Annotated in this window: 23 protein-coding genes; 11 read left to right on the forward strand and 12 right to left on the reverse strand. The window is 67.8% G+C overall.

The features are described from left to right. Nucleotide 1: 1 nt before the first annotated feature. Nucleotides 2-1,405 carry a lysozyme inhibitor LprI family protein gene (locus METLW4_RS26560; protein ID WP_018266988.1) on the forward strand — a complete coding sequence of 468 codons (1,404 nt, stop codon included), beginning with the start codon at nucleotides 2-4 and terminating at the stop codon, nucleotides 1,403-1,405. 52 nt (nucleotides 1,406-1,457) lie between these two features. Here the strand turns inward: METLW4_RS26560 and METLW4_RS0114725 are convergent, their stop codons facing one another. After that, nucleotides 1,458-2,129, reverse strand: coding sequence for a hypothetical protein (locus tag METLW4_RS0114725; RefSeq protein WP_018266989.1), 672 nt, complete (start codon nucleotides 2,127-2,129; stop codon nucleotides 1,458-1,460). Between the two features lie 234 nt (nucleotides 2,130-2,363). Continuing rightward, the gene (locus tag METLW4_RS0114735) at nucleotides 2,364-2,696 is read right to left on the reverse strand and encodes a Rieske 2Fe-2S domain-containing protein (RefSeq protein ID WP_026191528.1); all 333 of its coding nucleotides are present in this window, start codon (nucleotides 2,694-2,696) and stop codon (nucleotides 2,364-2,366) included. A 124-nt stretch (nucleotides 2,697-2,820) separates the two neighbouring features. Between METLW4_RS0114735 and cutA the strand changes: the two genes are divergently transcribed. From cutA to METLW4_RS0114755, 4 genes are all read left to right on the forward strand, one after another. Continuing rightward, nucleotides 2,821-3,165, forward strand: a complete 345-nt coding sequence (gene cutA, locus METLW4_RS0114740; protein WP_018266992.1) for a divalent-cation tolerance protein CutA — start codon at nucleotides 2,821-2,823, stop codon at nucleotides 3,163-3,165. A gap of 110 nt (nucleotides 3,166-3,275) precedes the next feature. After that, nucleotides 3,276-8,888, forward strand: coding sequence for a beta strand repeat-containing protein (locus tag METLW4_RS0114745; protein WP_018266993.1), 5,613 nt, complete (start codon nucleotides 3,276-3,278; stop codon nucleotides 8,886-8,888). 62 nt (nucleotides 8,889-8,950) lie between these two features. Then, nucleotides 8,951-10,156, forward strand: coding sequence for a divergent polysaccharide deacetylase family protein (locus METLW4_RS0114750; protein WP_018266994.1), 1,206 nt, complete (start codon nucleotides 8,951-8,953; stop codon nucleotides 10,154-10,156). Beyond that, complete coding sequence (locus METLW4_RS0114755; RefSeq protein WP_018266995.1) at nucleotides 10,153-10,650, forward strand: RNA pyrophosphohydrolase; 498 nt, start codon at nucleotides 10,153-10,155, stop codon at nucleotides 10,648-10,650. Before METLW4_RS0114750 ends, METLW4_RS0114755 begins: the two co-directional genes overlap by 4 nt. Here the strand turns inward: METLW4_RS0114755 and lipB are convergent. From lipB to METLW4_RS0114775, 4 genes are all read right to left on the reverse strand, one after another. Next, the gene (lipB, locus tag METLW4_RS0114760; RefSeq protein ID WP_018266996.1) at nucleotides 10,632-11,378 is read right to left on the reverse strand and encodes a lipoyl(octanoyl) transferase LipB; all 747 of its coding nucleotides are present in this window, start codon (nucleotides 11,376-11,378) and stop codon (nucleotides 10,632-10,634) included. The two genes, METLW4_RS0114755 and lipB, sit on opposite strands and share 19 nt — an antisense overlap. A 379-nt stretch (nucleotides 11,379-11,757) precedes the next feature. Beyond that, the gene (locus tag METLW4_RS0114765) at nucleotides 11,758-12,027 is read right to left on the reverse strand and encodes a hypothetical protein (protein WP_018266997.1); all 270 of its coding nucleotides are present in this window, start codon (nucleotides 12,025-12,027) and stop codon (nucleotides 11,758-11,760) included. 114 nt (nucleotides 12,028-12,141) lie between these two features. After that, complete coding sequence (locus METLW4_RS0114770; RefSeq protein ID WP_018266998.1) at nucleotides 12,142-12,381, reverse strand: hypothetical protein; 240 nt, start codon at nucleotides 12,379-12,381, stop codon at nucleotides 12,142-12,144. A gap of 133 nt (nucleotides 12,382-12,514) precedes the next feature. Then, entirely contained in the window at nucleotides 12,515-12,724 is a 210-nt protein-coding gene (locus tag METLW4_RS0114775; RefSeq protein WP_018266999.1) for a cold-shock protein, read from the reverse strand. Between the two features lie 279 nt (nucleotides 12,725-13,003). Here METLW4_RS0114775 and METLW4_RS0114780 point away from each other — a divergent pair, with 279 nt between their 5' ends. From METLW4_RS0114780 to smc, 3 genes are all read left to right on the forward strand, one after another. After that, the gene (locus tag METLW4_RS0114780) at nucleotides 13,004-14,761 is read left to right on the forward strand and encodes a glucan ABC transporter ATP-binding protein/ permease (RefSeq protein WP_018267000.1); all 1,758 of its coding nucleotides are present in this window, start codon (nucleotides 13,004-13,006) and stop codon (nucleotides 14,759-14,761) included. Nucleotides 14,762-14,896: 135 nt separating this feature from the next. After that, nucleotides 14,897-16,099, forward strand: coding sequence for a GGDEF domain-containing protein (locus tag METLW4_RS24950; protein WP_051079637.1), 1,203 nt, complete (start codon nucleotides 14,897-14,899; stop codon nucleotides 16,097-16,099). Between the two features lie 78 nt (nucleotides 16,100-16,177). Beyond that, complete coding sequence (gene smc / locus METLW4_RS0114795; protein ID WP_018267002.1) at nucleotides 16,178-19,636, forward strand: chromosome segregation protein SMC; 3,459 nt, start codon at nucleotides 16,178-16,180, stop codon at nucleotides 19,634-19,636. Between the two features lie 9 nt (nucleotides 19,637-19,645). Here smc and METLW4_RS0114800 read toward each other — a convergent pair whose 3' ends face one another. From METLW4_RS0114800 to METLW4_RS0114825, 6 genes are all read right to left on the reverse strand, one after another. Then, nucleotides 19,646-20,185, reverse strand: coding sequence for an SRPBCC family protein (locus METLW4_RS0114800; RefSeq protein ID WP_018267003.1), 540 nt, complete (start codon nucleotides 20,183-20,185; stop codon nucleotides 19,646-19,648). 57 nt (nucleotides 20,186-20,242) lie between these two features. Then, nucleotides 20,243-20,656, reverse strand: a complete 414-nt coding sequence (locus METLW4_RS0114805) for a VOC family protein (RefSeq protein ID WP_018267004.1) — start codon at nucleotides 20,654-20,656, stop codon at nucleotides 20,243-20,245. 95 nt (nucleotides 20,657-20,751) lie between these two features. After that, a complete protein-coding gene (locus METLW4_RS0114810) occupies nucleotides 20,752-21,165 on the reverse strand; it encodes a VOC family protein (RefSeq protein WP_018267005.1) in 414 nt (137 codons plus the stop codon). A gap of 38 nt (nucleotides 21,166-21,203) precedes the next feature. Then, nucleotides 21,204-22,172, reverse strand: coding sequence for an SRPBCC family protein (locus METLW4_RS28330; RefSeq protein WP_018267006.1), 969 nt, complete (start codon nucleotides 22,170-22,172; stop codon nucleotides 21,204-21,206). Between the two features lie 9 nt (nucleotides 22,173-22,181). Continuing rightward, nucleotides 22,182-23,084 carry an SRPBCC family protein gene (locus METLW4_RS0114820; RefSeq protein ID WP_018267007.1) on the reverse strand — a complete coding sequence of 301 codons (903 nt, stop codon included), beginning with the start codon at nucleotides 23,082-23,084 and terminating at the stop codon, nucleotides 22,182-22,184. After that, nucleotides 23,068-23,412 carry an ArsR/SmtB family transcription factor gene (locus tag METLW4_RS0114825; RefSeq protein ID WP_018267008.1) on the reverse strand — a complete coding sequence of 115 codons (345 nt, stop codon included), beginning with the start codon at nucleotides 23,410-23,412 and terminating at the stop codon, nucleotides 23,068-23,070. The genes METLW4_RS0114820 and METLW4_RS0114825 overlap by 17 nt, the downstream gene beginning before the upstream one ends. A gap of 294 nt (nucleotides 23,413-23,706) precedes the next feature. On the opposite strand from METLW4_RS0114825, the gene METLW4_RS0114830 reads away from it, so the two are divergent. The 3 genes from METLW4_RS0114830 to METLW4_RS24955 are packed head-to-tail and all read left to right on the forward strand — an operon-like array spanning nucleotide 23,707 to nucleotide 25,280. Further along, nucleotides 23,707-24,396, forward strand: coding sequence for a 50S ribosomal protein L25/general stress protein Ctc (locus METLW4_RS0114830; RefSeq protein ID WP_018267009.1), 690 nt, complete (start codon nucleotides 23,707-23,709; stop codon nucleotides 24,394-24,396). 60 nt (nucleotides 24,397-24,456) lie between these two features. After that, nucleotides 24,457-25,062 (forward strand): aminoacyl-tRNA hydrolase, encoded by a 606-nt coding sequence (gene pth / locus METLW4_RS0114835; RefSeq protein ID WP_018267010.1) that lies wholly within the window; start codon nucleotides 24,457-24,459, stop codon nucleotides 25,060-25,062. Then, entirely contained in the window at nucleotides 25,059-25,280 is a 222-nt protein-coding gene (locus METLW4_RS24955; RefSeq protein WP_018267011.1) for a hypothetical protein, read from the forward strand. Before pth ends, METLW4_RS24955 begins: the two co-directional genes overlap by 4 nt. The last annotated feature ends 6 nt before the right edge of the window (nucleotides 25,281-25,286 follow it).

Here is a 25,286-nt window from a genome sequence, read left to right on the forward strand (position 1 = left end):
CATGATCCGGGTCCAATTCCGGCTTTTGCTTTCTCTCGCTCTTTCCATCCCTTGTTTTTCGGCCCTCGCCCAGAGCTTCGACTGCGCCAAGGCGACGACGACGGTGGAGCGTCTCGTCTGCGCCGATCGCCGGCTCGGCGCGCTGGATGGCGAATTGGGCGCGGAGGTGAAGCGCAGCCTCGCGGCCGATCCGGCGCATCGGGCCGAAAAGCTCGGCGAGGCGCGCAAATGGCTCGGCGAGCGTGATCGCCTGTGCGCCCTGCCGGCGGGGGAGCTTCGTGGAGAGGCGCGGGCGAAGGCGCTCGCCTGCCTAACCGCCGCCTATGAGGCCCGGCTCGCCGCGCTGAAAGCGGCGCCCGCCGCGCCGGAGACCAGCGCGATCTGCCGCAAGCTCGCCGATCGTTACGCCGCCCTCCTCGCGAAGGACCCAGAGGCGCCCTACAAAAAATCCTTCTATGCGGAGAGCCCGTTGCAGGTCCTCGCCGCGGCGCCGGACGCCGGCGTCGTGGTCGCCGCGCCGGCGGCCAATATCGACGACGTCACGCGCGCCAAGCTCGCCGCCTGGGCGAAGGGGGAGCCGCAGCCTTTTGTCTTTCCCGATGCGCTCGCCACAAAGCTCGTCGACCTCGGCGTCGGCGCGTCTCTTTTCATCGATCGGCTGCCCGGCGAAAATCTCTACGCCGCGGGCGTCATACGGGGCACATTAGGCTACTATTCGGCGATCTATTTCACCGTTTCGGCCGGTTTCGCTCACGAGACGATGGGACCAGGAGGGCTCGAGGGAGAAAGCGAAGCCGAATGCATCGGCGCGTTCCACAGCTTCGGGACGTTGGACGGCGAGGCGGTCGCGTTCCAAGAGTCGCACGACAATGCGCCGCGCCTATCCTCGTCCATCTCCATCACGCCCTGGCGAAGCGGCGGCTTCGGTCCGGCCTGCACGGCGCATTTCGAATTCGCGCCGAAATTCGCCGAGCATGCGACGTACAACCAATGGGAGGAGCATTGCGCCGGCGCTGATTGCGAGGCTTTGCGCAAAGAGGCGCTCTCCCTCGTCGAGGCGGCGCAGAAGCAGCCGCTCGCCGCGCGCAAGGCGGCGCTCGCCCGGCTCTCCGCGACGCAGGCGGCGGAATTCGCGAAGATGGAAGAGGCGGCCGGCCCAGATTTCTCGGGCGAGCCCGACGATCCTGCGCAATATGGCGACGAAAATGGAAAGGCGCTGAGGCTTCCCTTCCTCCATGGCGGCCGGCTCTATCTCGCCGAGCTCGGTCATTTCACCATAGGCTGGCGGGTCTTTTCCGATTGGCGCGTCGCGTTGGAGCAGCTCGACAAGGGCAAGCTCGCAGAAACGTCGGTCTTCGCCATCGGCATGACCAAAGGCGCGCTGCGTAGCGCCTCGGCAAAATGAAAATGGCGCGCATCGCAGGGACGCGCGCCATTTTGAATTCGAGGCGAAACGCTCAGCTCTGCTTCAACCGCGTCTCGATCTCGCTCTTCGCCTTGGCGTAGAGCTCCAGCGCGCGGGGCTTGGCCCATTGATAGGCCTCGACCAGGCGCGGGGCGAGCCAGCGCAGGAAATCGGCGCTCAGCCGGCCGGCCGTGGCGACGCCCTCGACGATGCGGTCGAACCAGGGCAGCGCCGCATGGCCTTCCGGGATTTTGGAGCGCGTCCAGGCGACGGCGAGCTTCAGCTTCTCCTGCGCATAATCGGCGAGCACGACCAGCGGATCGGGCGAGCCGGCGGCGGTGAGCCGGTCCTTCAAATGGGCGATCTCGGCGCTCGCCTGCGCGGCGAGCACGGCGGCTTTCTCCTTGGCGCCATGGGCGGCGGAGAGCTCGGCGCGCAGAGCGTCCAGCTCGGCGCTCAGCCGATCGCGATGCGCGATCACGCCCTCATGCTCCGCGATGGCGGCGGCGATGGACTTCGCCTTCTCTTCCACCGCGGCGGAGAGCTCGGCGCGGGCGGTCTCCAGCTCCTTCGCCAAGGCGCTCGCCTTGGTGATGAGCTCGATTTTGTCCTTGGCGTGGCGGTCACGCTCGGCGGTCATCGCCTCGAGCTGCGCATCCAGGCTCACGGCTTCGACGCCGTTCGACGCCTCCTCGGCGACGGGGGGCTGTTCGGACAGGTTCATCTCCTACCTCTCTTCGTGGCCTAGAGACGCATCCGGCGCGAAACATAGAGAATTTTGCCGATTCGGCAAAAGCCGAATCTTCCCTCCATGCGCCCGCGCCCGCTCACGGCCGATCTCGTCGATCTGTCCGCGCCGAACCGCACCTAGCGTTCGGCGCAATGAGATCAACCGCTTGTGAAACTCACCTCGCTCGCTCCCGCATACGAGGCCGATCGAGGTCCTGCCGCCGTGCGCTCAGCGATCGGCGAAGAGGGGGGTGACGCCCTCCGTATCTATATAGACGACGCCGTCCTCGATCTTGACCGGATATTCGGCGAGCCGGCTTTCCTGGGGATGGATCGGGTCGCCGGTGCGCATGTCCCACGTCCAATTATGGAGCGGGCAGGTCAGCACCTCGCCGTCGAAATCGGCCGTGTCCAGCGGCGCGTTGGTGTGCGGGCACACGCCTTGGAAGGCCTTGATCTCTCCGCCGAAGGCGAAGGCCAGGATGATGAAATGGGAATCTGCGATGACGAGACGCATTTCCCCTTCGAAAACAGTGTCCTCCTTGCAGACCCTGGTGAACATGTCCTTAGCCTCTCCGAATGCCCGCCGCAGCGCCGCGGCCGCCTGCGCGAGGCCCAGCAAGAAAAGCGCCGACCCGCCCGCGGACGCGTTGATTTCGCCCGAAAGCCCGCCCATAGTCCCGCCCGTGAGCGCGAAAGAGCCGAAATTCTGCGTCGTCCAGACGACGATCGACACAGAGGCGGGCGCCGAGCGGCTCGCCCGCGCCCTGCTCGCCGCCAAGCTCGCCGCCTGCGTTCAGATATTCCCCATCCGCAGCTTCTACGTGTGGGCGGGCGAGACGCGCGCCGACGCGGAATTTCTGGTGCAGTCCAAAGCCCGCGCGCAGGATTATGACGCGCTCGCCGCCGCCATTCGCGCCGCGCATCCTTATGAGGTCCCGGAGATCATCCGCCTCGACGTCGCCGCCGGCGATCCCGCCTATCTCGACTGGGCGGCGCGCGCCACGGAGCGGGACGACGCCGCCTCCTGAGCGGCGGGCGAACGCACAGCCCCACGCAAGCCTCGCTCGGCAAAGATCGTCGCGCCGGCCGCGGCGCCTCCGCCGGCCGGAGAGAGCATGCGCGCGGAGCGGAGCCAGCCATGACGTCGATCTACTCGTCGCTGACGACCGCGCAGATCGCCCGTCTGCCGACCTCCACAATGCGTCAGCTCGACACCTCTGACATAGAGGCGCTCGACACGACGCAGATCGCCGTGCTGACGGCGACGCAGCTCAATAATCTCTCGACCACCAATCTTCAGGCGCTGGTGACGACGCAAGTCGCCTCTCTGTCCAAGGCGGCGTTGGCCGGGCTCGATCTGTCGCAATTTACGGCGCTCGCCTCCAGCGATTTCGACTCCTTCACCACGACGCAGCTCTCCGCGCTCACCAGCACGGAGCTCAATGCCCTCGACACGACCGAGCTCGGCAGCCTGAGCACGACGCGGCTGCAGGCGCTCACCGCCGCGCAGATCGCCGCGCTCTCGACGACCGAGGTCTCGCGTCTCACCACCACGCAGATCTCCAGCCTCTCCACGACGCAGGTGCGCGGCCTCACCGCCACGCAGCTCGACGCGCTCAGCCTCGATCAGATCATCGCGCTGCAGGTGAGCAATCTGAGCGCGGCGCAGGCGCGCATGCTGGACGGAACCGAGCTCGGCGCGCTCACCGCCACGCAGCTCGGCTCGCTGTCCTCGACGCAGATCGGCTCGCTGACGACCACGGCTTTCGACAGCCTCTCGCAAACGGCCGTGCAGAGCTTGACGGCGACGCAGCTCGCCGGCGTCGCCGCGACGCAGATCGCGGCGCTGACGACGACCGATCTCGGCGAGTTCGCCACGACGCAACTTTCGGCGCTGACGCTCACGCAGACGCGCGCGCTCACCACGACGCAGCTCGCGGCGATGACCTCGACCGAGATCCAATCGCTCTCGGTGGCCAATCTCTCCAATGCGCAGATCGCCGGGCTGAATGCGACCGGCGTCGGCAATCTCTCCGACGCGCAGGTGGCGGCGCTGGTCCCGACGCAGATCGCCGCTCTCTCCACGACGACGCTCAACGGGCTCACGGCGACGCGGCTCGGCGCGCTCACCACGACGCAATTTTCCGGCCTCTCCGCCGCGCAGATCGCCGGCCTCTCCGACACGACGCTCGCCAATCTGACGACGACGCGCCTCGTCGCGCTGACGGTGACGCAGGCGCGCGGGCTGACGGCGACGCAGCTCGCCGATCTCGCGACGACCGGGCTGCAATCGCTCGACGTCACCGAGCTCGCCGCCGCGCAATTCGCGGCGATCGACGCGACCACATTCTCCGACCTCTCCGCCACGCAATTTTCGGCCTTGTCCTCGACGCAGATTCGCGCGCTGACGACGACCCTGCTGAATGCGCTGTCGGCGACGACGATCGCCAGCCTGACGACGACGCAGGTCGATTGGCTGAGCGCGGCGCAGATCGCCGGCCTGACGACGACGCAGCTCGGCAATCTGACGACGGCGCAGCTCGCCACGCTCACCTCGACGCAGGCGCGCGGGCTGACGACGACGCAGCTCGGCGCCATGACGACGACGGCGATACAGTCGCTCGCCATCGGCGCCCTCACCGCCGCGCAAATCGGCGCGCTCGTCTCCAGCGACGACGGCGGATTGAGCGTCACGCAGATCGGCGCGCTCGCCTCGACGCAAATGTCGGCGCTCTCCACCACATTCCTCAATCTGCTGACCACGACGGAGCTGCAGAGCCTCACCACGACGCAGGCCGCGGCGCTCACCTCGGCGCAGATCGGCGGACTTTCGGCCGACGCCATCGACCGGCTGACGACAGCGCAGCTCGCCACGCTCACCTCGACGCAGGCGCGCGGGCTGACGACGACGCAGCTAGACAATATGACGGCGACGCAGATCCAGTCGCTGACCATATCGCAGCTGACCGCCGCGCAGATCTCCGGCCTCGGCTCCGCCGCCTTCGGCAATCTTTCCGCGAGCCAGCTCTCCAACCTCACCTCGGCGCAGATCGCCGGGCTGACGACGACGCAATTCGACGCTTTCGGCGTGACGCAGATCGCCGGCTTCACCACCACCCAGCTCGCCGGCCTCACCGCGACCGAGGTCAATTCGCTCGAGACGACGCAGATCGCCGCGCTGAGCGCGACGCAGATCGCCGCAATGCCGACGCGCGCCTTCGCCGGCCTCGCCGACACGCAGGTCGCCGCGCTGACGACGACGCAGCTCGCCGCCTTCGCCACCACGCAGATCGCCGCCCTCACCTCGACCGCCGCCGCCGGGCTGACCAGCGCGCAGATCGCCTCGCTCGCCACGACGCAGATCGGCGCTCTGACGGCCGCGCAGACGCGCGCGCTCGCCGATTGGCAGATCGCCACGCTGAGCACGACGCAGCTCGGCGCCCTGACCACGACCGAGGCCGCCGCTCTCACATCGACGCAGCTCGCCGCGCTCACTCTCACGCAGATCGACACGCTGACGACGACGCAAGTGACGGCGCTCTCGGCCGTTGCGATCGGCGGATTCTGGCAGAGCCAGATCGCCGAGCTGTCGACGACGCAAGTTTCCGCGCTCACCTCGACGCAGGTCAAGGCGCTCGCCGACACGCAGGTCGCCGCGCTCTCCGCCGCGCAGCTCGGCGCGCTCACCTCGACGCAGGTCGCCGCGCTTTCGACCAGCGGCTTCGGCGCCCTCACCTCCACCGCCGTCGCCGCTCTCACCACGACGCAGATCGGCGCGATCGGCGCGCTGCTGACAGCCGTCCTGTCCGATGCGCAAATCGGCGCGCTGAGCACGACGCAGATCGGCGCCCTCTCCGCCGCGGCCATGTCCGGCCTCGGCGCGGCGCAGATCGCCGCCATGTCGACGACGCAGCTCGCGACGCTCGTCACCACGCAGATCGCCGCGCTGGCGACGAGCGCCGTGGCCTCGCTGTCGACGGCCGATGTCGCCATGCTGACGACGACGCAGGTCGCAGCGCTCACCTCGACGCAGATGCGCGCCATGTCGGATGCGCAGATCGCCGCCTTCTCCATCGCGCAGCTCGCCGCCTTGCAGAAAGCGCAGCTCGCCGCGCTGTCGACGACCGGCGTCAGCGGATTGTCGACCAGCGACATTTCCGCTCTCACCACCACGCAGCTCGGCGCGCTGACCACGGCGCAAATGAGCGTGCTCGTCGACACGCAGCTCGCCGCTCTCACCGCGACGCAGATCGCCGCGCTGGCGGCGACGCAGATCGCGGGCCTTTCGGCGGATGCGGTCGCCAGCCTTTCGGCCAGCGTCGTCTCCGCGCTCGCCACCACGCAGCTGCGCGGCTTCACCTCGCTTCAGCTCGGCGCGCTGACGCTCGGCCAGCTGAACGCGCTCACCACGACGCAGCTCGCCGCCATGACGACGACCGAGCTCGCCGGCCTCACCGACATTCAAGCGGCGGCGCTGACGACGACGCAGCTCGGCGCGTTCGCCGGCACGCAGATCGCCGCGCTCACCACCACCGCCGTCGCCGCGCTGACGACCACCGAGGTCGCAGCGCTCAGCACGACGCAGATCGGCGCGCTCACCTCGACGCAGGCGGGCGCGCTCTCCGCGACGCAGATCGCCGCCTTCGGCCTCGATCAGCTCGCGCGGCTGACCTCGACGCAGCTCTCCGGCCTCTCCACTGCGACCATCGCCGGCCTCACGCTCACCGAGCTGCAGGCGCTGACGACGACGCAGCTGCGCGGCCTCACCGCGGCGCTGATCGGCGCGCTGACGACCAGCGAGCTCGCCGCGCTGGCGACGACGCAGATCGCCGCTCTGACGACGCAGGAGCTGCAAGGCCTGCTGCAGACGCAAGGCGCGGCGCTCGCCGGCACGCAATTCGACGCGCTCGCCGCCACGCAGATCGCAGCGCTCTCCACTTCGGCGATCAGCGGGCTGACGACGACGCAGGTGCAGGCGCTGAATGCGACGCAATTCGGCGCGCTGGCGGCGACGCAAATCTCCGCGCTCAGCAGCGCGCAGCTCGCCGCCATGACGACGACGCAAGTCGGCGCGCTCACCGCGACGCAGGCGCGCGGGCTGACCTCCACCGAGGTCTCGCAGCTCGACGCCACCAGGATCGGCGCGCTCTCCACCACGGCGATCAAATATCTCACCAGCACGGCGATCGGCGGCCTCACCGCCACGCAGATCGGCCTGCTGACGACGACGCAGCTCGCCAGCGTCGGCTCGACGCAGATCGCCGCCCTGTCCAGCACCGCCATCGCCGGGCTCAGCAGCGACGAGATCGGCGCGCTGACGACCACGCAGTTCCGCAGCTTCTCCTCCACGGGCGTCGCCGCGCTGACGACGACGCAGGTGCAGGCGCTCACCACGGCGCAGATCGGCCTTTTGACCAGCACGCAGATCGGCGGCCTGGCGGCGACGCAAGTGGCGGCGCTCACCGCCACGCAGCTCGGCCTGCTGGTCGCCTCGCAGATCGCCGCGCTGGCGACGACGGGCGTCGCCGGGCTGACGCAGACGCAGGTCGGCGCACTGACGACGACGCAATTCTCCGCGCTGTCCGCGGCGCAGATCGCCGCTCTGTCGACCACCGCCGTCGGCGGGCTGACGACGACGGAGCTCGGCGCGCTCACCACCACGCAATTGCAGGGGTTCACCTCCACCGAGATCGGCGCGCTCTCGACCACGCAGCTCGCCACGCTCACCACATCGCAGCTGAAGACGCTCACGCCGCTGGAAATCTATGGGCTGACCTCGGCGCAGGTCGCCGCTCTGGGGACAGACCGGCTGACGGCGCTGAGCGCGGCGCAAATCTCCTATCTCTCGACGACCGGCGTCGCCGGCCTCAGCCAGACGCAGATCGCCGCCCTCGCAGACACGCAATCGGCCGCGCTCTCGGCGGATCAGATCGCCGCTCTTTCGCCCAGCGCGGTCGCCGGCCTCAGCACGACGGAAATCGCCTCGCTCACCTCCACGCAATTCGCCAGCCTCTCGGCCTCGGCCATCGGAGCGCTGACCTCGGCGCAATTTTCGAGCCTCACCTCGACGCTGATCGCCCTGCTCTCCGCCACCGAGCTCGGCGGCCTCACCGCGACGCAGGCGGCCTCGCTCACCACGACGCAGCTCTCCGCATTGAGCGCGACGCAGATGGGCGCCGTCTCCTCGGACGCCGTTTCTGGCCTCTCGGCGACGCAGATCGCCGATCTGACGACGACACAATTCTCCGGCTTCCAATCCACGCAATTCGCGGCGCTGACGACGACGCAGATGCAGGCGGTGACGACGACGGAGATCGCGGCGCTGACCAACGCTCAGCTCGGCGGCCTGCTGCGCCCGCAATTGCGCGCGCTGACGACGACGCAGGTCGGCGCGCTCACCACATCGCAGATTTCCGCGCTGGCGACGACGCAGGTCGTCAATCTCACCACCACCGAGCTCGGCGCGCTCTCGTCCACGCAATTCAATGCGCTGACCTCGACGCAGATCGGCGCGCTCACCACGCAGCAGCTCGGCAATCTCGACGGCTCGGTCATCGCCTCCTTCGACGCGCTCCAGCTCACCGGCCTCACCACCACGCAAGTGGCCGCGCTCACCACATCCGCCATAGCGGCGCTGACGACGACCGAGCTGCTGGCGCTCAACGGCAATCAGATCGCCGCCTTCACCACGACGCAGATCGCCGGCATGACCACGCAGCAGCAGGCGGCGCTGGCGCTGGCGGTCTCGTGATTCCACATTGATCGGGAGGCGCCGCGATTCGCGCCGCCGCAAGAGGGAGCCGTCCGCGGGCCATGACCGACGAATTGAACGAGCCTTTGGGCTTGAACGAGCCGCTGGAGCCACGCCCGGCGCGCCGGCGCGGCGCGCGGACGAAAAGCCTCGTCGTCGCAGCGCTGCTCTGTGGAGTCGGCGGCGCCGCGCTTCTCCTGTCCTCGCGCGATCCTCGAGCCGGCCAGCCCATCGCCGTCGCGCGCATCGAAACGGTCGAGCCGCCGTCCACGCCGGCGAGCGCTCCCGCCGAGCGCGCAGCGGTCACGGAGGAGGACAAGCGCGCCGATGAGATCGCCGACATAGAGAAGCGCTCCGGCGTCAAGGTCACGCGCATCGGCGGCGCAGAGCCGCCCGGCGCGCTCATCATAAGGCTCGACGAGCAGCATACGGCGCTCGCGCCGGCGCCGGACAAGCGCCTGGTGGAAAAAGGCCGCAGCGGCCCGCTGCCCAAGATCGGCGCCGATGGCGCGAAGCCGATGGAAGTCTACGCCCGCCCGACGACGATCAGCGCGCGCCTGCCCGCCGGCGCGCCGCGCATCGCGCTCGTCGTCGGCGGCGTCGGGCTCAATGCGCAGCTCACGGCGAGCGCCATCGACGAAATGCCCGGCGCCGTCACGCTGGCGCTCGCGCCCTATGGCGCCGATCCCGAGAGCGTCGCCGCCAAGGCGCGCGACCGCGGCCATGAGATTTTGCTGCAGGCGCCGATGGAGCCCTATGATTATCCGCGCGAGAACCCCGGGCCGCATACGCTGCTGACGACGCGCGGCGCCGGCCTCGAGGATCTGCACTGGCTGATGAGCCGCTTTTCCGGCTATATCGGCGTGGTGAATTATCTCGGCGCGCAATTCACCGCCGACGAGACCGCGCTGACGCCGACGCTCACCGACATTGCCGGGCGCGGCCTGCTCTATCTCGACGACGGCACCTCGCCGCGCTCGCTCGTCTCCTCTCTCGCGCCGCGTCTCGCCTTGACGGCGGCGCGGGCCGATGTGGCGATCGACGCCGGCGCCTCGGGCGAGGCGCTGGAGAAGGCGCTGACGCAGATCGAGGCGCTCGCGCGCCGCAATGGTCAGGCGATCGTCGCGGCCGGCGCGCTGCCGCAGACGATGACGCGCCTCACGCGGTTCGCGCGCGAGCTCGAGCGCAAGGGAATAGCGCTCGTCCCGCTGAGCGCGCTGGTGTCGCGGATCGAGGACAAAGAGGCGAGAGCCGGAAAGTGGAAATGAGCGAGCTGCCCTATCGACCCTGCGTCGGCGTGATGCTGATCAACGCCAAAGGCCTCGTCTTTCTCGGCCGGCGTCTCTCCAAGCGCGCCGATCCGCAGGTGATCGAGCATGAATGGCAAATGCCGCAGGGCGGCATAGACGAGGGCGAGGAGCCGCTCGCCGCAGCGCTGCGCGAATTGCATGAGGAGACCAATGTGACCAGCGTCTCCGTGCTCGCCGAGGCGCAGGATTGGTACAGCTATGATCTGCCGCCGGAGGCCGCCAAGCGCTGGAAAGGCAAATATCGCGGCCAGACGCAGAAATGGTTCGCCTTCCGCTTCGAGGGCGAGGAGGCGGAGATCGACATAGTGCGCCCCTGCGACGGCCGGCACGAGCCGGAATTCGACGCCTGGCGCTGGGAGCGCGCGGCGCTATTGCCGGAGCTGATCGTGCCCTTCAAGCGCGACGTCTATGAGCGCGTGGTGCGCGATTTCGCTCATCTCTCGGGAGACTGAGGCGCCGTCGTCGGGCCGAATATGGGCTCGAAGGCGCGGCGCAACGCCGCGTCCACCGCGGCCATGTCGGAGACCTTGCCGAGATCGGCGAGGCTCGTCACTCCGAGATGCGCTTGACGCACGCCGCAAGGCGCTATGCCGGAAAAATGCGTGAGGTCCGGCGCGACATTCAGCGCCAATCCATGGAAGGTGGTCCAGCGCCGCACGCGCACGCCGATCGCCGCGATCTTGTCCTCGGCCGGCTCGCCGAAAAGACCCGCGGGCTTGTCCGGCCGGCGCGTCCATACGCCGACGCGATCCTCCCGCCGCTCGCCGGCGACGCCGAGCGAAGCGAGCGTCTCGATGAGCCAAGCCTCGAGCCCGGCCACATAGGCTCGCAGATCGCGCCTTCGCTGCGTGAGATCCAGCATCACATAGGCGACCCGCTGCCCCGGCCCGTGATAGGTGAACTGCCCGCCGCGCCCGGTGCGATGCACGGGAAAGCGCGCATCGAGCAGATCGGCCTCCTTGGCCGAGGTCCCGGCCGTGTAGACCGGCGGATGCTCGAGCAGCCACACGCGCTCGGCAGCCGCGCCATCGGCGATGCGCTCGACCAGCGATTCCATCTCGGCGACGGCGGCCTCATAGGGCGTGAAGCCGGGGGCCGCGACCCATTCCACCGGCGGCGAGCCGGGCCGGGGGAGCAGCGAAAGGGCGCAGTCGTCGCGCGTGAGCGGGGCGGTGGACATGGTGGGGAGTCTATCGCGGGCTGCGGCGGGGCTCCAGGGGTAGGCTCGAATGGGACCTGCGATGTTGTACGGTTGAAGAGGCGTTCGGGAGGCGTTTCCACCTCCCCCTCGAGGGGGGAGGTCGAGCGCGGACGCGCTCGGGAGGGGGTGAAACCCCGAGTCTTCGCTGGTGAACCCCACCCCGTCCGGCTATCGCCGGCCGACCCTCCCCCTATAGGGGAGGGTGGACGCGCCCTATTGCCGTGCGAGAGCGCCGCGCTCGTCGCTTCCTGGTTCGACGCCTGCGCCATGCGTGACCGCTCCGACCAGATCGCGGTGAAGCGGTTTGTCCCGAAAGCCTCTGCGCAAAGTTGAAACGGCTCGTTTCACATCGCGGAATTTATTTTTTCGCGTCGATCCGTCGCGGCAGAGGAAATTCCGCGCTTTCATACAAGCCGCGGATCGCCGCGCCCGTATAGGTCGCCTCCGCCACCTCGAGCGAGCAGGTCCCCAGCAAAGCGGCGGGCATATCCTCGACAGCGTAGCGAATCGCCTCCGCGGCCTGGGCGAAACGCCGGAATTCGACGGAACTCTGATAGGATCGCGACCGCTTGGCGGGCGTCTTGGATGAGAAAAGGCCGGCTTCCCTGCCGTAATCGAATGCGCTCATCGCTCTTCTCCCTGTCGTCCGCGCTTATTCAGCGCGAAAATCCATCACGACGCCGCTGTGCGGTCTGCGTGGACGAGACGAACGCGAGCGACGCGCAACCTCAGAAGCGAGAAATTACCAGGCGAATTCCATTCCCGCTTCCGTCACGACACGTTCGAGACCGTCTCGGTCTCCTTTGATGACATATTGGAATCCGGCGCCGCTGTCGGGCAGCAGGCGCATGATTCGGAATGTCTCTTTTTCCGTTCGCGCGCCGAGGCGATGATAGATTTGCGCGCCGAGACGGAACTTATGCGTCGGCGCTTCCTTGCGAAGCCGCTGATGGCGGGAGAGCTCATTCGAATGCGCGCTCATAATCACGGCCCTTTCGGATGGAGTGCGACGCGCCGATCCGCGAAGGAACGACGCGCCTCCACCGGGGGAGAAGGCCCCGCGCTCGCCGCCGGTACATCCGCGGTCGGCGCGCAGGGCCTGATCGCTTAAAAGGTCAGTCGACCTTCAGCTGATCCGCCGATGATTTGCCGCTGCGCCGGTCGACGACGATCTCATAGGAGAGCTTCTGGCCCTCGGCGAGGCCGTGAAGGCCCGCGCGCTCGACAGCGCTGATATGAACGAAGACGTCGGCTCCGCCGGACTCCGGCTGAATGAAGCCGAAACCCTTTTGTGCATTGAACCATTTCACGATTCCGGTCTGCATGACTTGTCCTTTCGAAGAACAGGGGGGATTGGGGCGTTCGCGACATGCGACGCCTCGCGTGATCGATGTTCTGGAGAGGAAGTCATAATGCCCGGGGCGCCGTTGGGCGCGAAGCAGGAGTCGACCGGCCGAAAACTCGATAGAACCTATGTGGGGCATATGGGCGGATAATACAAGCGTGGCCGGCGAGAATTCGCGAAGCTCGCGTTTCGCGCGCCCTTGCGCTCCCCGCCCCGCCCGCTATAGACCGCGCCATCGGCTCTCCCATTTAATCGCCTCATGTCCGTTCTCTCTGTCTATCTCCGTGTCCTCGCGCAGCTGAAGCCGCAGAAGCGCCTCGCGGCGATCCTCGTCGCGGCCAATCTCGCCGTGGCCATTGCGCAATTCGCCGAGCCCATGCTGTTCGGCCGCGTCATAGACGTGCTGACGCGCGCGCAGGCGGCGGGCGTCAAGCTCGCTTGGGGCGATCTTCTGCCGCTGCTGGCGGCGTGGGCCGGCTTCGGCCTCTTCTCGATCGCCGCCTCCGTGCTGGTCGCGCTGCACGCCGACCGTCTCGCGCATCGGAGCAGACTCGCGGTGATGGCCGCCTATTTCGAGCATGTGCTCGATCTGCCGTCGAGCTTTCACGCCAGCGCGCATTCCGGCCGGCTGCTGAAGGTGATGCTGGAGGGCGCCTCCGGCATGGCGGGGCTGTGGCTCTCCTTCTTCCGCGAGAATTGCGCCTCCTTCGTCGCGCTCTTCGTGCTGCTGCCGGCGACGCTCTTCGTCAACTGGCGGCTCGCTCTGCCGCTCATCCTTCTCGTCATCGTCTTCGGCGCGCTCACCTCTTTCGTCCTACGCCGCACCGAGCAATTGCAGAGCAAGGTGGAGCGTCATCATTCCTCGCTCGCCGAGCACGCCTCCGACGCTCTGGGCAATGTCGCCGTGGTGCAGAGCTTCACGCGCATAGAGAGCGAGACCAATGCGCTGCGGCGGATCATCGACGAATTGCTTGCCGCGCAAATTCCGGTGCTCTCCTGGTGGGCGCTGGCCGCGGTGGCGAGCCGCGCCTCGGCGACGCTCACTCTGCTCGTCATCTTCCTGCTCGGCGCCTGGCTGCATTTGCAGGGCCTCGCCTCCATCGGCGAGATCGTCGCCTTCATGAGCTTCGCGACCATGCTCATCGGCCGCCTCGAGCAAATGGTCGGCTTTTTGAACGTGCTGTTTCTGCTCGCGCCGAAGATCGCGGAATTCTTCGCCATTCTCGACACGCGCCCGACGGTCGCCGATCGCGAGGATGCGCGTGATCTCGGCCGGCTCGAAGGCGCGGTCGCCTTCGAGAAGGTGAGCTTTTCTTATGGCGGCGAGCGTCTCGCGCTGCGCGACGTCTCCTTCTCGGCGCGGCGGGGCGAGACCATAGCGCTGGTGGGCGCGACCGGCTCGGGCAAATCGACGACGCTCGGCCTCTTGCATCGCGTCTTCGATCCCACGCAGGGAAGGGTGACGATCGACGGGGTCGACATTCGCGACATGACGCTGACCTCGCTTCGCCGCAACATCGGCGTCGTGTTTCAGGAGCCCATGCTGTTCGCCCGCTCGATCGAGGAGAATTTGCGCGTCGGCAAGCCGGACGCCAGCGAGGAGGAGATCGCCCGCGCCGTCGAGCTGGCGCAGGCGCGCGATCTGGTGGCGCGGCAGAGCGAGGGGCTTTCGACGCTGGTCGGCGAGCGCGGCCGCACGCTGTCGGGCGGCGAGCGTCAACGCCTCTCCATCGCCCGCGCGCTGCTGAAGGACCCGCCGATCATGATCTTCGACGAGGCGACCAGCGCGCTGGACGCGACCACCGAGCGTCAGTTGCAGAAGGCGCTGGAGGCGGCGACGGCCGGCCGCACCACTTTCATCATCGCCCATCGTCTGGCCACGGTGCGCCATGCGGACCGCATATTGGTGCTGGATCGCGGCGAGATCGTCGAGAGCGGGACCTTCGACGAGCTGGTGGCCAAAGGCGGGCTGTTCGCCGATCTCGCCAAGGCGCAGTTCATCGCGGCGGGGGCGTGACCGAGCGCCGAACTGCGAGCCCTCGGCGGCTTCTACGCTTAAGCTGCCGTTTCCTATAGGCGCAGAACCGCGCGCTTCTGTTCTGGCTCTCGCTCGCCGGCGAGTCTATCGTCGATGAAACGGCGCGAGCGATCCATGCTGACCAAACACTTGCAACGCTTTTCACGGCGTTCGAACGAGCTTCCAGACGCCGCCTTGGTCGAGCTCGTCGACGTCGTCTTCAGGGCTCTTCCGCCCATCGCCATCATGGGCGTCACCATGGTCGGCATCGGCGCGCTTTTGACGATTCGGACCGGCGACAGCCTGCTTCTGCTCGTGACCCTCGCCGGCGCGGCCGTCTCCGCCGCCCGCATCGCCCTCATGCTGCTCTATCGCCGTCGGCGCGCCGCATCGCGCCCCACGGCGAGCGAGGCCCGGTGGTGGGACAGGCGCTACGCCCTCGGCAGCTTCGCCTTCGCGGCCTTGCTCGGCGCGCTGAACGCGCGCGCGCTCACGGCGGAGGCGGCCGTCGCCGACGTCATGCTGAGCCCGATGCTGGTGACGACGCTGATCCTCGCCTATGGCGCCGGCGTCGTCACGCGCCTGTCCGCCCGTCCTCATATCTGCTTGGGGAGCGTGACGCTGGCGACCATTCCGACAGTGGCGGGCTTCGGAATGCGCGCTCTCGGCGCAGAGGGCTGGTATGCGCAGACAGTCTTCGCCACTCAGGCGGCCGTCGTCGGCGTTTTCGCCATGGCCGGCCTCGGATTGGTCGACGATTTCTACGACACGGTTCGACAGCAGATCGTCGCGAAGCTGGATCTCGCGGCGCTGGCCGGCAGAGACCATCTGACGGGCCTCGCCAATCGCATTCGGCTGCAAGAGAAGCTGGAGGAGGCCGGCGCGCATCTCGAGCAGGCCGGAGGCCTTTTCGCGCTTCATTATCTCGATCTCGACCGCTTCAAGGAGGTCAATGACAATTTCGGCCATATCACGGGCGACGCCCTCCTCCAGGCCGTCGCCGAACGGCTGACGCAGACCGTGCGCGAGGGAGACACGGTCGCGCGTCTCGGAGGCGACGAATTCGTCATCATCCAGCTCGGAATACAGGTCGCGGAGGAGGCGGAGCTTCTCGGGCGCCGCATCGTGCAGGCGATCGGCGCGCCTTACGATCTCGGCGGACGAAAAATCCAGATCGGCGTCAGCGGCGGCGTCGCTCTGGCTCCGCGAGACGGAACGAGACTGGAGCAGCTCGTCTCATGCGCCGATTCCGCCCTCTACCGGACAAAGCGCAAGGGACGCGGCGAGCGCGCCTTCTGGGGAGAGGAGGGCGCGCAGCTCCCCAGAAGCGTCGCCTGACGCGACGGCGCACGAATCCCACAACATATCGCGCCCTATTTCTTGCCTTCCCCGCTATTTTGTGGCGCTCTGGCGCGCATGAAATTCCAGCGGCTCCGTCTCCTCGGCTTCAAGAGCTTCTGCGAGGCCACAGATTTTCTGATCGAGCCGGGCCTGACCGGCGTCGTCGGGCCCAATGGCTGCGGCAAGTCCAATCTCGTCGAGGCCCTGCGCTGGGTCATGGGCGAGAACTCCTATAAGAACATGCGCGGCTCGGGGATGGATGACGTCATCTTCTCCGGCGGCGGCTCGCGCCCGGCCCGCAATGTGGCCGAGGTCGGCCTCGTGCTGGACAATAGCTCCCGCACCGCCCCCGCCGCCTTCAATGACGCCGAGACTTTGGAAGTCACCCGCCGCATCGAGCGCGAGGCCGGCTCCACCTATAGGATCAATGGCCGCGAGGTGCGCGCCAAGGATGTGCAGCTGCTGTTCGCCGACGCCGCCACCGGCGCGCGCTCGCCGGCGCTGGTGCGCCAGGGGCAGATCGGCGAGATCATCTCCGCCAAGCCGCAGGCGCGCCGCCGCATTTTGGAGGACGCCGCCGGCGTCGCCGGCCTGCATTCCCGCCGGCACGAGGCCGAGCTGCGGCTGACCGCGGCCTCCGAAAATCTCACCCGCCTCGAGGATGTGCTGAAGCAGGTGGACGGCCAGACCGAGAGCCTGCGCCGCCAGGCCCGGCAGGCGCAGCGCTATCGCGCCGTGGCGGCGGAAATCCGCAAGAATGAGGCGCTCGCGGCCTATATCGCGCATCGCCAGGCCAGCGAGCAGCTGAAGCTCGCCGAGCGCAAGCTGGAAGAAGATACGAAGCTCGTCGAGGAGCGCACGCTGCAGCAGGCGGAGGCCGCGCGACTGCAGGCGATCGCCGCCTTCGAGCTGCCGAAGCTCCGCGACAAGGAGGCCGAGACCGGCGCGGCGCTGCATCGGCTGATCATGGCCCGCGACGCGCTGGACGGCGAGGAGAAGCGCGCCAAGGAGCGCATCGCCGAGCTGACCCGCCACGCCGAGCAATTCGCCCGCGACGTCGAGCGCGAGCGCGCGCTGATCGACGACGCCGCCGAGGTGACGCAGCGGCTCGAGGACGAGCGCGGCGAGCTGGCCGAGCAGGACGCCATCGGCGCCGAGCGCGAGGAAGCCGCCCGCGAGCGTCTCGCCGAGATAGAGGAGGCGCTGGCTCACACCGAGGCCGAGCTTTCCGAGGCGCAGCAATCGCTGGCCGGCGTCAACGCCAAGCGCGGCGCGCTGGAGGCGGCGCTGCGCGAGGAGACGCAGCGCGTCTCGCGTTTCGAGGCCGAGCTGACCCGCGTCGAGACCGAATTCGCGCTGATCGCCGGCCAGGGCGGCGCGGCGGAGGAGGTGGAGCGCCTCGCCGAAGCGCTGGAAATGGCCAATGAAGCCGCCCGCGAGGCCGATGAGACGGCGCTGATGGCCGAGGAAACGGCAATCGAGGCGCGCGAGGCGGAGAGCCTATCGCGCCAGCCGCTGGCCGAGGCCGAGAAGCGCGCCGGCCGGCTGGAGACCGAGGCGCGCACGCTGGAAAAGCTGCTGGAATCGGGCGGCGGCGATCTCTGGGCGCCGATCGTCGAGAGCGTCACGGTCGAGAAGGGCTATGAGACCGCGCTCGGCGCCGCGCTCGGCGACGATCTCGACGCCTCCATCGAGACCTCCGCCCCGGCCCATTGGGCGCTCACTTCCGGCGCCGGCGATCCCTCGCTGCCGCCGGGCGTTCGCACGCTCGCCGAGATGGTGCAGGCGCCGCCGGCGCTGGCGCGACGCCTCGCGCAAATCGGCGTCGTGCTGCGCAGCGAGGGCGCAGCATTGCGCTCCATGCTGAAGCCCGGCCAGCGCCTCGTCTCCAAGGAAGGCGACCTCTGGCGCTGGGACGGATTCACTCAAGCCGCCGAGGCGCCGACGCCCGCCGCCCGCCGTTTGGCCGAGAAGAATCGCCTCGCCGATCTGCGCCTCGAGGCCGCCGCCGCCCGCGAGGCCGCCGACGCGCTCGCCGACGAGGCGCAGACGGCGCAGGAGCAGGCGCGCGCCGCCGCCCTCGCCGAGAGCGCCGCCCGCGAGGGGCAGCGCCGCGCCCGCGCCGCGCTGGAAGAAGCGCGCGAGCGCCATGTGGTGGCGGAGCGCCGCCTGGGCCAGATCGCCCAGCGTCTCTCGGCGCTGCAGGAGGCCAAGGCGCAAATTCTCGCCAATCGCGACGAAGCGGCGATGAAGCGGGAGAGCGCCGCCCATGCGCTGGACGATTTGGACGAGCCTGCCTCGCTCGCCGGCGCGGTGGAGCATGTGCGTTCCCGCGCCGCCGCCGAGCGCGCCCAGGCCGGCGAGGCGCGCGCCGCGCTCACCTCGCTGCGCCATCAGGCCGAGACGCGCGCCGCCCGCAAATCGGCGATCCTGCGCGAGAACGCCTCCTGGATGGAGCGGCGCGACCGCGCGCAGGACCGCATCGCCGAATTGGAGCGCCGCCTCGAGGACTCCCGCGAGGAGCAGGAGCGGCTATTCGATTCGCCGGAGACCTTCCTGCTCCAGCGCCGCAATCTTCTCTCGGCGATCGAGGAGGCCGAGGCCGCCCGCCGCGCCGCCGCCGACGCGCGAACGACCGGCGAGACCGCGCAGGCGGAATCCGATCGCGCCGCCCGCATGGCGCTGGAGGCGATGAGCGCCGCGCGCGAGGAGAAGGCCCGCAGCGAGGCGCAGCTGGAGGCCGCGCGCCGCCGCGCCGCCGATGTCGAGCACGCCATCGCCATGGAATTGGAGAGCGAGGAGCATTCGCTCGCGGAGCTCGCCGGCGTCACCGGCGAGGAGACGCAGCTCCCCTCCATCCCCGATATCGAGCGCAGACTGGAAGGGCTGAAGGCGGATCGCGAGCGGCTCGGCGCCGTCAATCTGCGCGCCGAGGACGAGCTCGCCGAGATCGAGACGCAGCGCGACAAGATGATGGCCGAGCGCGAGGATCTCGCCGAGGCGATCAAGAAATTGCGCGGCGCCATCGCCAGCCTCAACAAGGAGGGCCGCGAGCGCCTGCTCGTCGCCTTCGAGCAGGTGAACGCGCATTTCAAGGAGCTGTTCAGCCTGCTGTTCGGCGGCGGCACGGCGGAATTGCAGCTCATCGAGAGCGACGATCCGCTGGAGGCCGGGCTCGACATTCTCGCCCGCCCGCCGGGCAAGAAGCCGCAGACGATGACGCTGCTCTCCGGCGGCGAGCAGGCGCTCACCGCAATGTCGCTGATCTTCGCGGTCTTCCTCACCAATCCCTCGCCGATCTGCGTGCTCGACGAGGTGGACGCGCCGCTCGACGATTACAATGTCGAGCGCTTCTGCGCCCTGCTCGAGGATATGCGCAAGAAGACAGACACGCGCTTCGTCGCCATCACGCATAATCCCATCACAATGGCGCGCATGGATCGTCTGTTCGGCGTGACGCAGGCCGAGCGCGGCATTTCGCAGCTCGTCTCCGTCGATCTCGAGCAGGCCGAGAGATATGCGCAGGCGAGCTGAGGGCTCGCATCATTCCGCCGCCTCCTCGCGCGCCGTCTCAACGAGGCGCTTGAGATCGGAGAGGCCCTGTTCGAAGGCGCCGCCGACCATCTTCTCCGGCTTCATGACGAGGCTGAACAGCTTGCCGATGAAAGGCTGGCGGCCCTTCATGTCCCAGGTGACGAGCGAGCCGCCATTCTGCGGCGCAATGGTGAATTCGACGCGATTCTCGCATCTCATCGGCCGATCCATGCGCAAGGACAGCGCGACCTGTGAAGGCTCCGTCGATTCGACGATCTCGATGCGGCCGGCGCTGCCGCCGCCGCTGAAATCATCGGCCGCGCCGACGCCGCGCTCCGGCCCGCTGTAGACATTGCTCACGCCCTTTTGCGTGGCGAAAGGATTCCATTCGTTCATCGCTTTCAGATCGTCAATGAGCGGGAATATGCGCTCCGGCGGCGCGGCGACGAAAATGCTGCGCGCAATATGACAAATGTCCGGCTGGCGCGCCGCCAGCACGAGAATAATGGCGATGACGAGGGCGACTCCGGCGCCGATGATTTCCAACATTTGCAACCTCGTGAAGGGGCGGAGCGGCGCCTGCTGTCCCGCAGGCGCCGCGCGCCGTCATTGCGGCACGACCACCATCCAGGGAACGCCGAAGCGATCGGTGAGTATGCCGAAAGCGGGTGAGAAGAAGGTCTTGGTCAAACGCATCTGCGTCTCGCCGCCATCGGCGAGCGCCGCGAAGACGCGTTCGGCCTCCTCGAGGGTCTTGGCGCTGTAGGAGAGCGAGAAGCCTTTGAAGCCCCCGCTCTCGGCGCCGTCGCCATCCGAGCCGAAGACGACGGCGGCGCCGATCTTCAGCGCCATATGCATCACCTTGGCGTTCCAGCCCGGCGGCATCATGTCCGCGGGCGGCGCCAGAGGCGAATCCTTGTAGCGCATCAGCATCTGAACCTGCGCCCCGAGCGCTTTCTCATAGAAGGCGGCGGCTTCCTCGGCGCGGCCGTCGAAGATGAGATAGGGTTGAATTGTCATCACATGTCTCCCCGCGAGCGCCGCGGAAGGGCGCTCGTTTCGTGAGGGGAGATCATGTCCGCGCGGGGCGCTTCGTCAACCGTCGTCATCGACCGCTATTTGGGAACGATGATCATCCACAGCACGCCGAAGCGATCGACCGCCATGCCGAAGCTCGTCGCGAAGAAGGTCTCGCCGAGCGGCACGCGCGCTTCGCCGCCGTCGAGGAGCGCGCCATAGAAGCTCTCGGCCTGCGCCGGAGACTTCGCCTCGAGCGAGACGCCGAAGCCCTCGAAGCGCGCGGCCGCCGTCTCGCAGCCGTCCGAAAGAAAGATTTCCGAATCGCCGATCCGAAGGCAGGAATGCATGATCTTTCGGCCCCAATCGGGCGCGAGCGCGCCGGGCGGCGGCGGCTCGGGGCTCTCGTCGAAGCGCAGCAAGAATTGAACCTCGGCGCCGAGCGCTTTCTGGTAGAAAGCGATGGCTTCGTCGGCGCGGCCGGAAAAGAACAGATAAGGCTTCATCGTCATCGAATGCTCCTTTGCTTCGAATGATTTTGGAAACTGGCTCAGCCCTGGACGAGATAGTTGTCGAGCTGCTCGAATGTCCCTGCCCACCCATCGCTCATGGCGTCGAGCGCGCTGGCGAAAGTGGCGATCTCCTCGGCGCTCGCCTCGAAGGGCCGCGCGCGCAGCGTCAGCTCGCTGGCGCCGTCGCTGTCCGTGAATCGATAGGTGGTCTCGACCTTCAGCGGCCAAGTCTCGCTCAGCGGATGCCGCGCCAGCCCGCGATTCGCGTCGGAGAAGGAGGCGATGAGCGTGAAGCGCGCGGGCGCCTCGATCTCGCGATATTCGAAAAGGCCCCATATGGCGCCGCCGTCGGGCGTCCGCAGCCCATAGTGATAGGAGCCGCCGGGACGAAAATCCATTTGCGACGCGACGACAGGAATCCCTTTCGGCCCGAACCATCGCGCCATGCGCTCCGGCTCCGCGAACGCCTTCCACAAGAGCTCGCGCGAGGCGGCGAAGCGGCGTGACGTGACGAAGACGGGACCTGCCGATTCCTCGACGAAATCGCCGAGCCGTCCGAGATTTTCGGAAAGGCCAATGGCGGCGCCATAGTCGTGCTCGACGCGATCGCGCTCGGCGAGCGAAGGAAAGCGCATGCGCCAATCGATGCGCGTCTTCTCGCCCTGCTCCGAGAGCGTGATAATCGTCTCCATCCGAACAGGCTCGACCGTCTCGTCATCGCCGGGGTGAAAATAGGCGATGCGCTCCGGCCGCAGGATGTCGCGAAAGACGATCTTATTCTCATAATCGCGCCCGTCCGGGCCGTGCATGACGAAGCGCCAAACGCCGCCGGGCGCGAATTCGAAAGCTCGCGTCGTGAGCGAGAAACCCTTCGGCCCGAACCATCGCGCCAGCCGATCCGGCGCGGCGAAAGCGTCGAAAACCAGCGCGCGCGGCGCATCGAAGAGGCGCGTCCCGGAAATCTCGGGCGCGTCTGGTGGAACTGAAATGCGGGCATTGTCGGACATGACGCCTCCTCAATGATCGTGCGTCGCCAGCTCGCGCGCGAGCTCGGCGAGAAAATCGAATGCGCCGGTCCAGCCATGGCCGTGCGAGGCGGCGGACTCGGCGGTGGCGAGGCCGCTCTGCACGAAGATCATCTCGGTCTTGCCGCCCTGCTCTGTGAGCTGCACCTCGAGCGTTGTCAGCGCTTTCGGCTCGAGATGATTGCGCTCCCATTCATGCGTCATCACGAGCCGCGCCGGCGCGTCGATCTCGATATATTCGCCGCGATGGACGAACTCCTCGCCCTCCGGCGATCGCATTCCCGCGCGCCATTTGCCGCCGATGCGTAGATCATTCTCGGCGAAGAGCACGGTGAATGTCGCGGGGCAGAGCCAGCGCATCATATGCTGCGGCTCCGTCCAGCATTTGAAGACGAGCGCGCGCGGCGCCTCGAATGTGCGCAGCAGAATGAGCCGATGCGGCGCATCGCTCTCGCCGGTCTCACGCGCGAGGCCTTCGAGAATTCCGGTCCAGCCGGCGCGGAAAGCGAAGGATTTCGTCGCCGCTTCCGGCGTCAGATAATGCGTCAGCGTCAACAGGCTTCCGGCGCCGTCGGGGCGAATGTCGATCTCGATTCGCGTCGATGCGCCGTCGCGCTGCATTCCCAGAGTGAAGACGAGACGGCTCGGGCGTTCGATCTCGAGATATTCGCCGAAATGCGTCGCGAGGATTTCGCCGCGCTGCTCGTGAATGGCGAAGCCGCCGCCGACGCGCGCGTCGATCTCGACATGGGCGGATTGGCCATTCGGCGTGCGGAACAGCCAGCCGCCGACCGCCTTTGGATCGAGCCAGGCGTCGAAGAGGAGCGCCGGCGGCGCGGCAAAACGGCGCGTGATCGTGAGCGGTGGGATGGCGTCTTCAATTCTTTGGAGCATCGGGATCGCCCTTTTGCAATTGCGTGAGATAGGCGTCGAGCCGATCGAAGCTCTCGTCCCAGAAACGCCGATAGGTCTCGAGCCAATCGGAAATTTCGTGCAGCCGCGCCGCATCCAGCTTGCAGGGACGCGATTGCGCGGCGCGGGTGCGGGTGATGAGGCCGGCCTGCTCCAGCACCTTCAAATGTTTGGAGACGGCCGGCTGGCTGATCGAGAATGGCGCTGCGAGCTCGCCGACCGAGGCTTCGCCCTGCGCGAGCCGGGCGAGGATCGCGCGGCGCGTCGGGTCCGCAAGAGCGGCGAAGGTGGCGCTGAGGGGGTCCGGCATTGATTACCTGTTAGATATTTAACTTATTAGTTATATAACTGATACGGAAAAAGGCTGTCAAGCGCCCGCTTCGAAAAGGGCGGCTATTTCGGGATTGGGGCGAGGAGGATGTGCGCATGCGATAGCCCCTCGAGGGGTGGCGGAAACGCCTCTCTCAGCGCCGCTTCGCCTTCGCCCGATCGCCCCGAGCCTTGCCTCTGAATTTGCCCTCGCCTATAAGCCGCAGCAGCGCGCCGGCATCCGACACCCCTGGAGGCGAAAGGCGCGCTTTCTCTTTGAAAAAAGGACACCGAAATGGCCGAGATCAAGAAGCTCGCGGCCACGGTGCGCAGCGGGACAGGCAAGGGGGCCGCCCGCAGCGTTCGCCGTGAGGGCCGTATACCAGGAGTCATCTATGGCGGCGGCGAGGCGCCGACGCCGCTGTCGCTCGACAAGAAAGAGCTGACCAAGCTCATCTACGCCGGGCATTTCCTCACGACGATCTTCGAGCTCGATATCGACGGCAAGCCCGAGCGCGTCATTCCGCGCGACTATCAGCTCGATGTCGTCAAGGACTTTCCGCTGCATGTCGACTTTCTGCGGCTGAAGGCCGGCTCGCGCCTGCGCGTCGACGTGCCGGTGCATTTCGTCAATCACGAAGCGGCGCCCGGCATCAAGCGCGGCGGCTCGCTCAACATCGTCTTCCACGCGATCGAGATGTGGGTGCCGGCGGACAATATTCCCGACGCCATCACCGCCGATCTCACCGGCCTCGACTTCAACGATTCGCTGCAGATCTCGGCGTTCACCCTGCCGGCGAACTGCAAGCCGACCAATCCCGACAAGAACTTCACCGTGGCGTCGATCGCGCCGCCGGTGATCACGGCCGAGGAGATCGCGGCCGCTGCGGCCGCCGCCGCGGCTCCGGTCAAGGGCAAGGGCGGCAAGGCCGCCCCGGCGGCCAAGGCCGCTCCGGCCGCCAAGGCTCCCGAGAAAAAGAAGTAAGGCGACGGGCGATCGGCGCGCGCCGCCGATCGCCCTCCCTCGGCTCGGAGCCAAAAGGCCATGCTGCTCTTCGTCGGCCTCGGCAATCCCGGCCGCGAATATGCCGGGAATCGGCACAATATCGGCTTCATGGCGGTCGAGAAGATCGCCGACGCCCATGGCTTCTCTGCGTCGCGCGCGCGCTTCCAGGGCCTCGTCCGCGAGGGAACGATCGCCGGCGAGCGTGTGCTCTCCCTGCTGCCGCAGACTTATATGAACGAATCGGGCCGCTCGGTCGGCGAGGCGCTGCGCTTTCACAAGATCGCGCTGTCGGATGTCGTCGTCTTCCATGACGAGCTCGATCTCGCCCCCGCCAAATGCCGCGTGAAGATCGGCGGCGGCGCGGCCGGACACAATGGCCTGCGCTCCATCGGCGCCCATATCGGCCAGGACTTCAAGCGCATGCGGCTCGGCATCGGCCATCCGGGCGACAAGGCGCGCGTGCATTCCTACGTTTTGGGCGATTTCGCCAAGAGCGAGGAGCCCTGGGTGAAGGCGCTCTGCGGCGCGCTGGCCGACAATGCCGCGCTGATCGTCAAAGGCGACGACGCCGGCCTGCAGAACAAGATTCATCTCGCCATGGACGCCGCCGGCTTTTCCGCGCCCAAGCGCGTGGGCGAGGCGTGATCGCGCGCGCGGCCTTCGCCCTCGCGCTCGTCTGCGCGAGCATGGCCTTCGCCGCGGAGGAAAAGCCGACCCAGGCCTATGGCGAGGGCCATCCCGCCTGCCTCGAATGGACCGACGGCTGCCTGGTCTGCGCTCGCCTCGAGGATGGCTCGGCCGGCTGCTCCATGGTGGGCGCGGCCTGCCTGCCGGCCGCCGTCTCCTGCCTGAAGAGCAAATGAAGCCCG

This window comes from Methylosinus sp. LW4 (genome assembly GCF_000379125.1).
In the GTDB taxonomy this organism is placed as follows: Bacteria; Pseudomonadota; Alphaproteobacteria; order Rhizobiales; family Beijerinckiaceae; genus Methylosinus.

Excerpts from the sequence above, each read along its gene's own strand:
- METLW4_RS0114820 (WP_018267007.1), bottom strand. The coding sequence starts at position 23,084 with ATGCTCCAAAGAATTGAAGACGCCATCCCACCGCTCACGATCACGCGC.
- METLW4_RS0114775 (WP_018266999.1), bottom strand. The coding sequence starts at position 12,724 with ATGCAGACCGGAATCGTGAAATGGTTCAATGCACAAAAGGGTTTCGGC.
- METLW4_RS0114725 (WP_018266989.1), bottom strand. The coding sequence starts at position 2,129 with ATGAACCTGTCCGAACAGCCCCCCGTCGCCGAGGAGGCGTCGAACGGC.
- METLW4_RS0114770 (WP_018266998.1), bottom strand. The coding sequence starts at position 12,381 with ATGAGCGCGCATTCGAATGAGCTCTCCCGCCATCAGCGGCTTCGCAAG.
- METLW4_RS0114745 (WP_018266993.1), top strand. The coding sequence starts at position 3,276 with ATGACGTCGATCTACTCGTCGCTGACGACCGCGCAGATCGCCCGTCTG.
- METLW4_RS0114800 (WP_018267003.1), bottom strand. The coding sequence starts at position 20,185 with ATGTTGGAAATCATCGGCGCCGGAGTCGCCCTCGTCATCGCCATTATT.
- METLW4_RS0114830 (WP_018267009.1), top strand. The coding sequence starts at position 23,707 with ATGGCCGAGATCAAGAAGCTCGCGGCCACGGTGCGCAGCGGGACAGGC.
- lipB (WP_018266996.1), bottom strand. The coding sequence starts at position 11,378 with ATGTCCACCGCCCCGCTCACGCGCGACGACTGCGCCCTTTCGCTGCTC.
- METLW4_RS0114765 (WP_018266997.1), bottom strand. The coding sequence starts at position 12,027 with ATGAGCGCATTCGATTACGGCAGGGAAGCCGGCCTTTTCTCATCCAAG.
- METLW4_RS0114750 (WP_018266994.1), top strand. The coding sequence starts at position 8,951 with ATGACCGACGAATTGAACGAGCCTTTGGGCTTGAACGAGCCGCTGGAG.
- METLW4_RS0114735 (WP_026191528.1), bottom strand. The coding sequence starts at position 2,696 with ATGTTCACCAGGGTCTGCAAGGAGGACACTGTTTTCGAAGGGGAAATG.
- METLW4_RS0114780 (WP_018267000.1), top strand. The coding sequence starts at position 13,004 with ATGTCCGTTCTCTCTGTCTATCTCCGTGTCCTCGCGCAGCTGAAGCCG.
- pth (WP_018267010.1), top strand. The coding sequence starts at position 24,457 with ATGCTGCTCTTCGTCGGCCTCGGCAATCCCGGCCGCGAATATGCCGGG.
- METLW4_RS0114755 (WP_018266995.1), top strand. The coding sequence starts at position 10,153 with ATGAGCGAGCTGCCCTATCGACCCTGCGTCGGCGTGATGCTGATCAAC.
- METLW4_RS0114805 (WP_018267004.1), bottom strand. The coding sequence starts at position 20,656 with ATGACAATTCAACCCTATCTCATCTTCGACGGCCGCGCCGAGGAAGCC.
- METLW4_RS26560 (WP_018266988.1), top strand. The coding sequence starts at position 2 with ATGATCCGGGTCCAATTCCGGCTTTTGCTTTCTCTCGCTCTTTCCATC.
- METLW4_RS28330 (WP_018267006.1), bottom strand. The coding sequence starts at position 22,172 with ATGTCCGACAATGCCCGCATTTCAGTTCCACCAGACGCGCCCGAGATT.
- smc (WP_018267002.1), top strand. The coding sequence starts at position 16,178 with ATGAAATTCCAGCGGCTCCGTCTCCTCGGCTTCAAGAGCTTCTGCGAG.
- METLW4_RS24950 (WP_051079637.1), top strand. The coding sequence starts at position 14,897 with ATGCTGACCAAACACTTGCAACGCTTTTCACGGCGTTCGAACGAGCTT.
- METLW4_RS0114810 (WP_018267005.1), bottom strand. The coding sequence starts at position 21,165 with ATGACGATGAAGCCTTATCTGTTCTTTTCCGGCCGCGCCGACGAAGCC.
- METLW4_RS0114825 (WP_018267008.1), bottom strand. The coding sequence starts at position 23,412 with ATGCCGGACCCCCTCAGCGCCACCTTCGCCGCTCTTGCGGACCCGACG.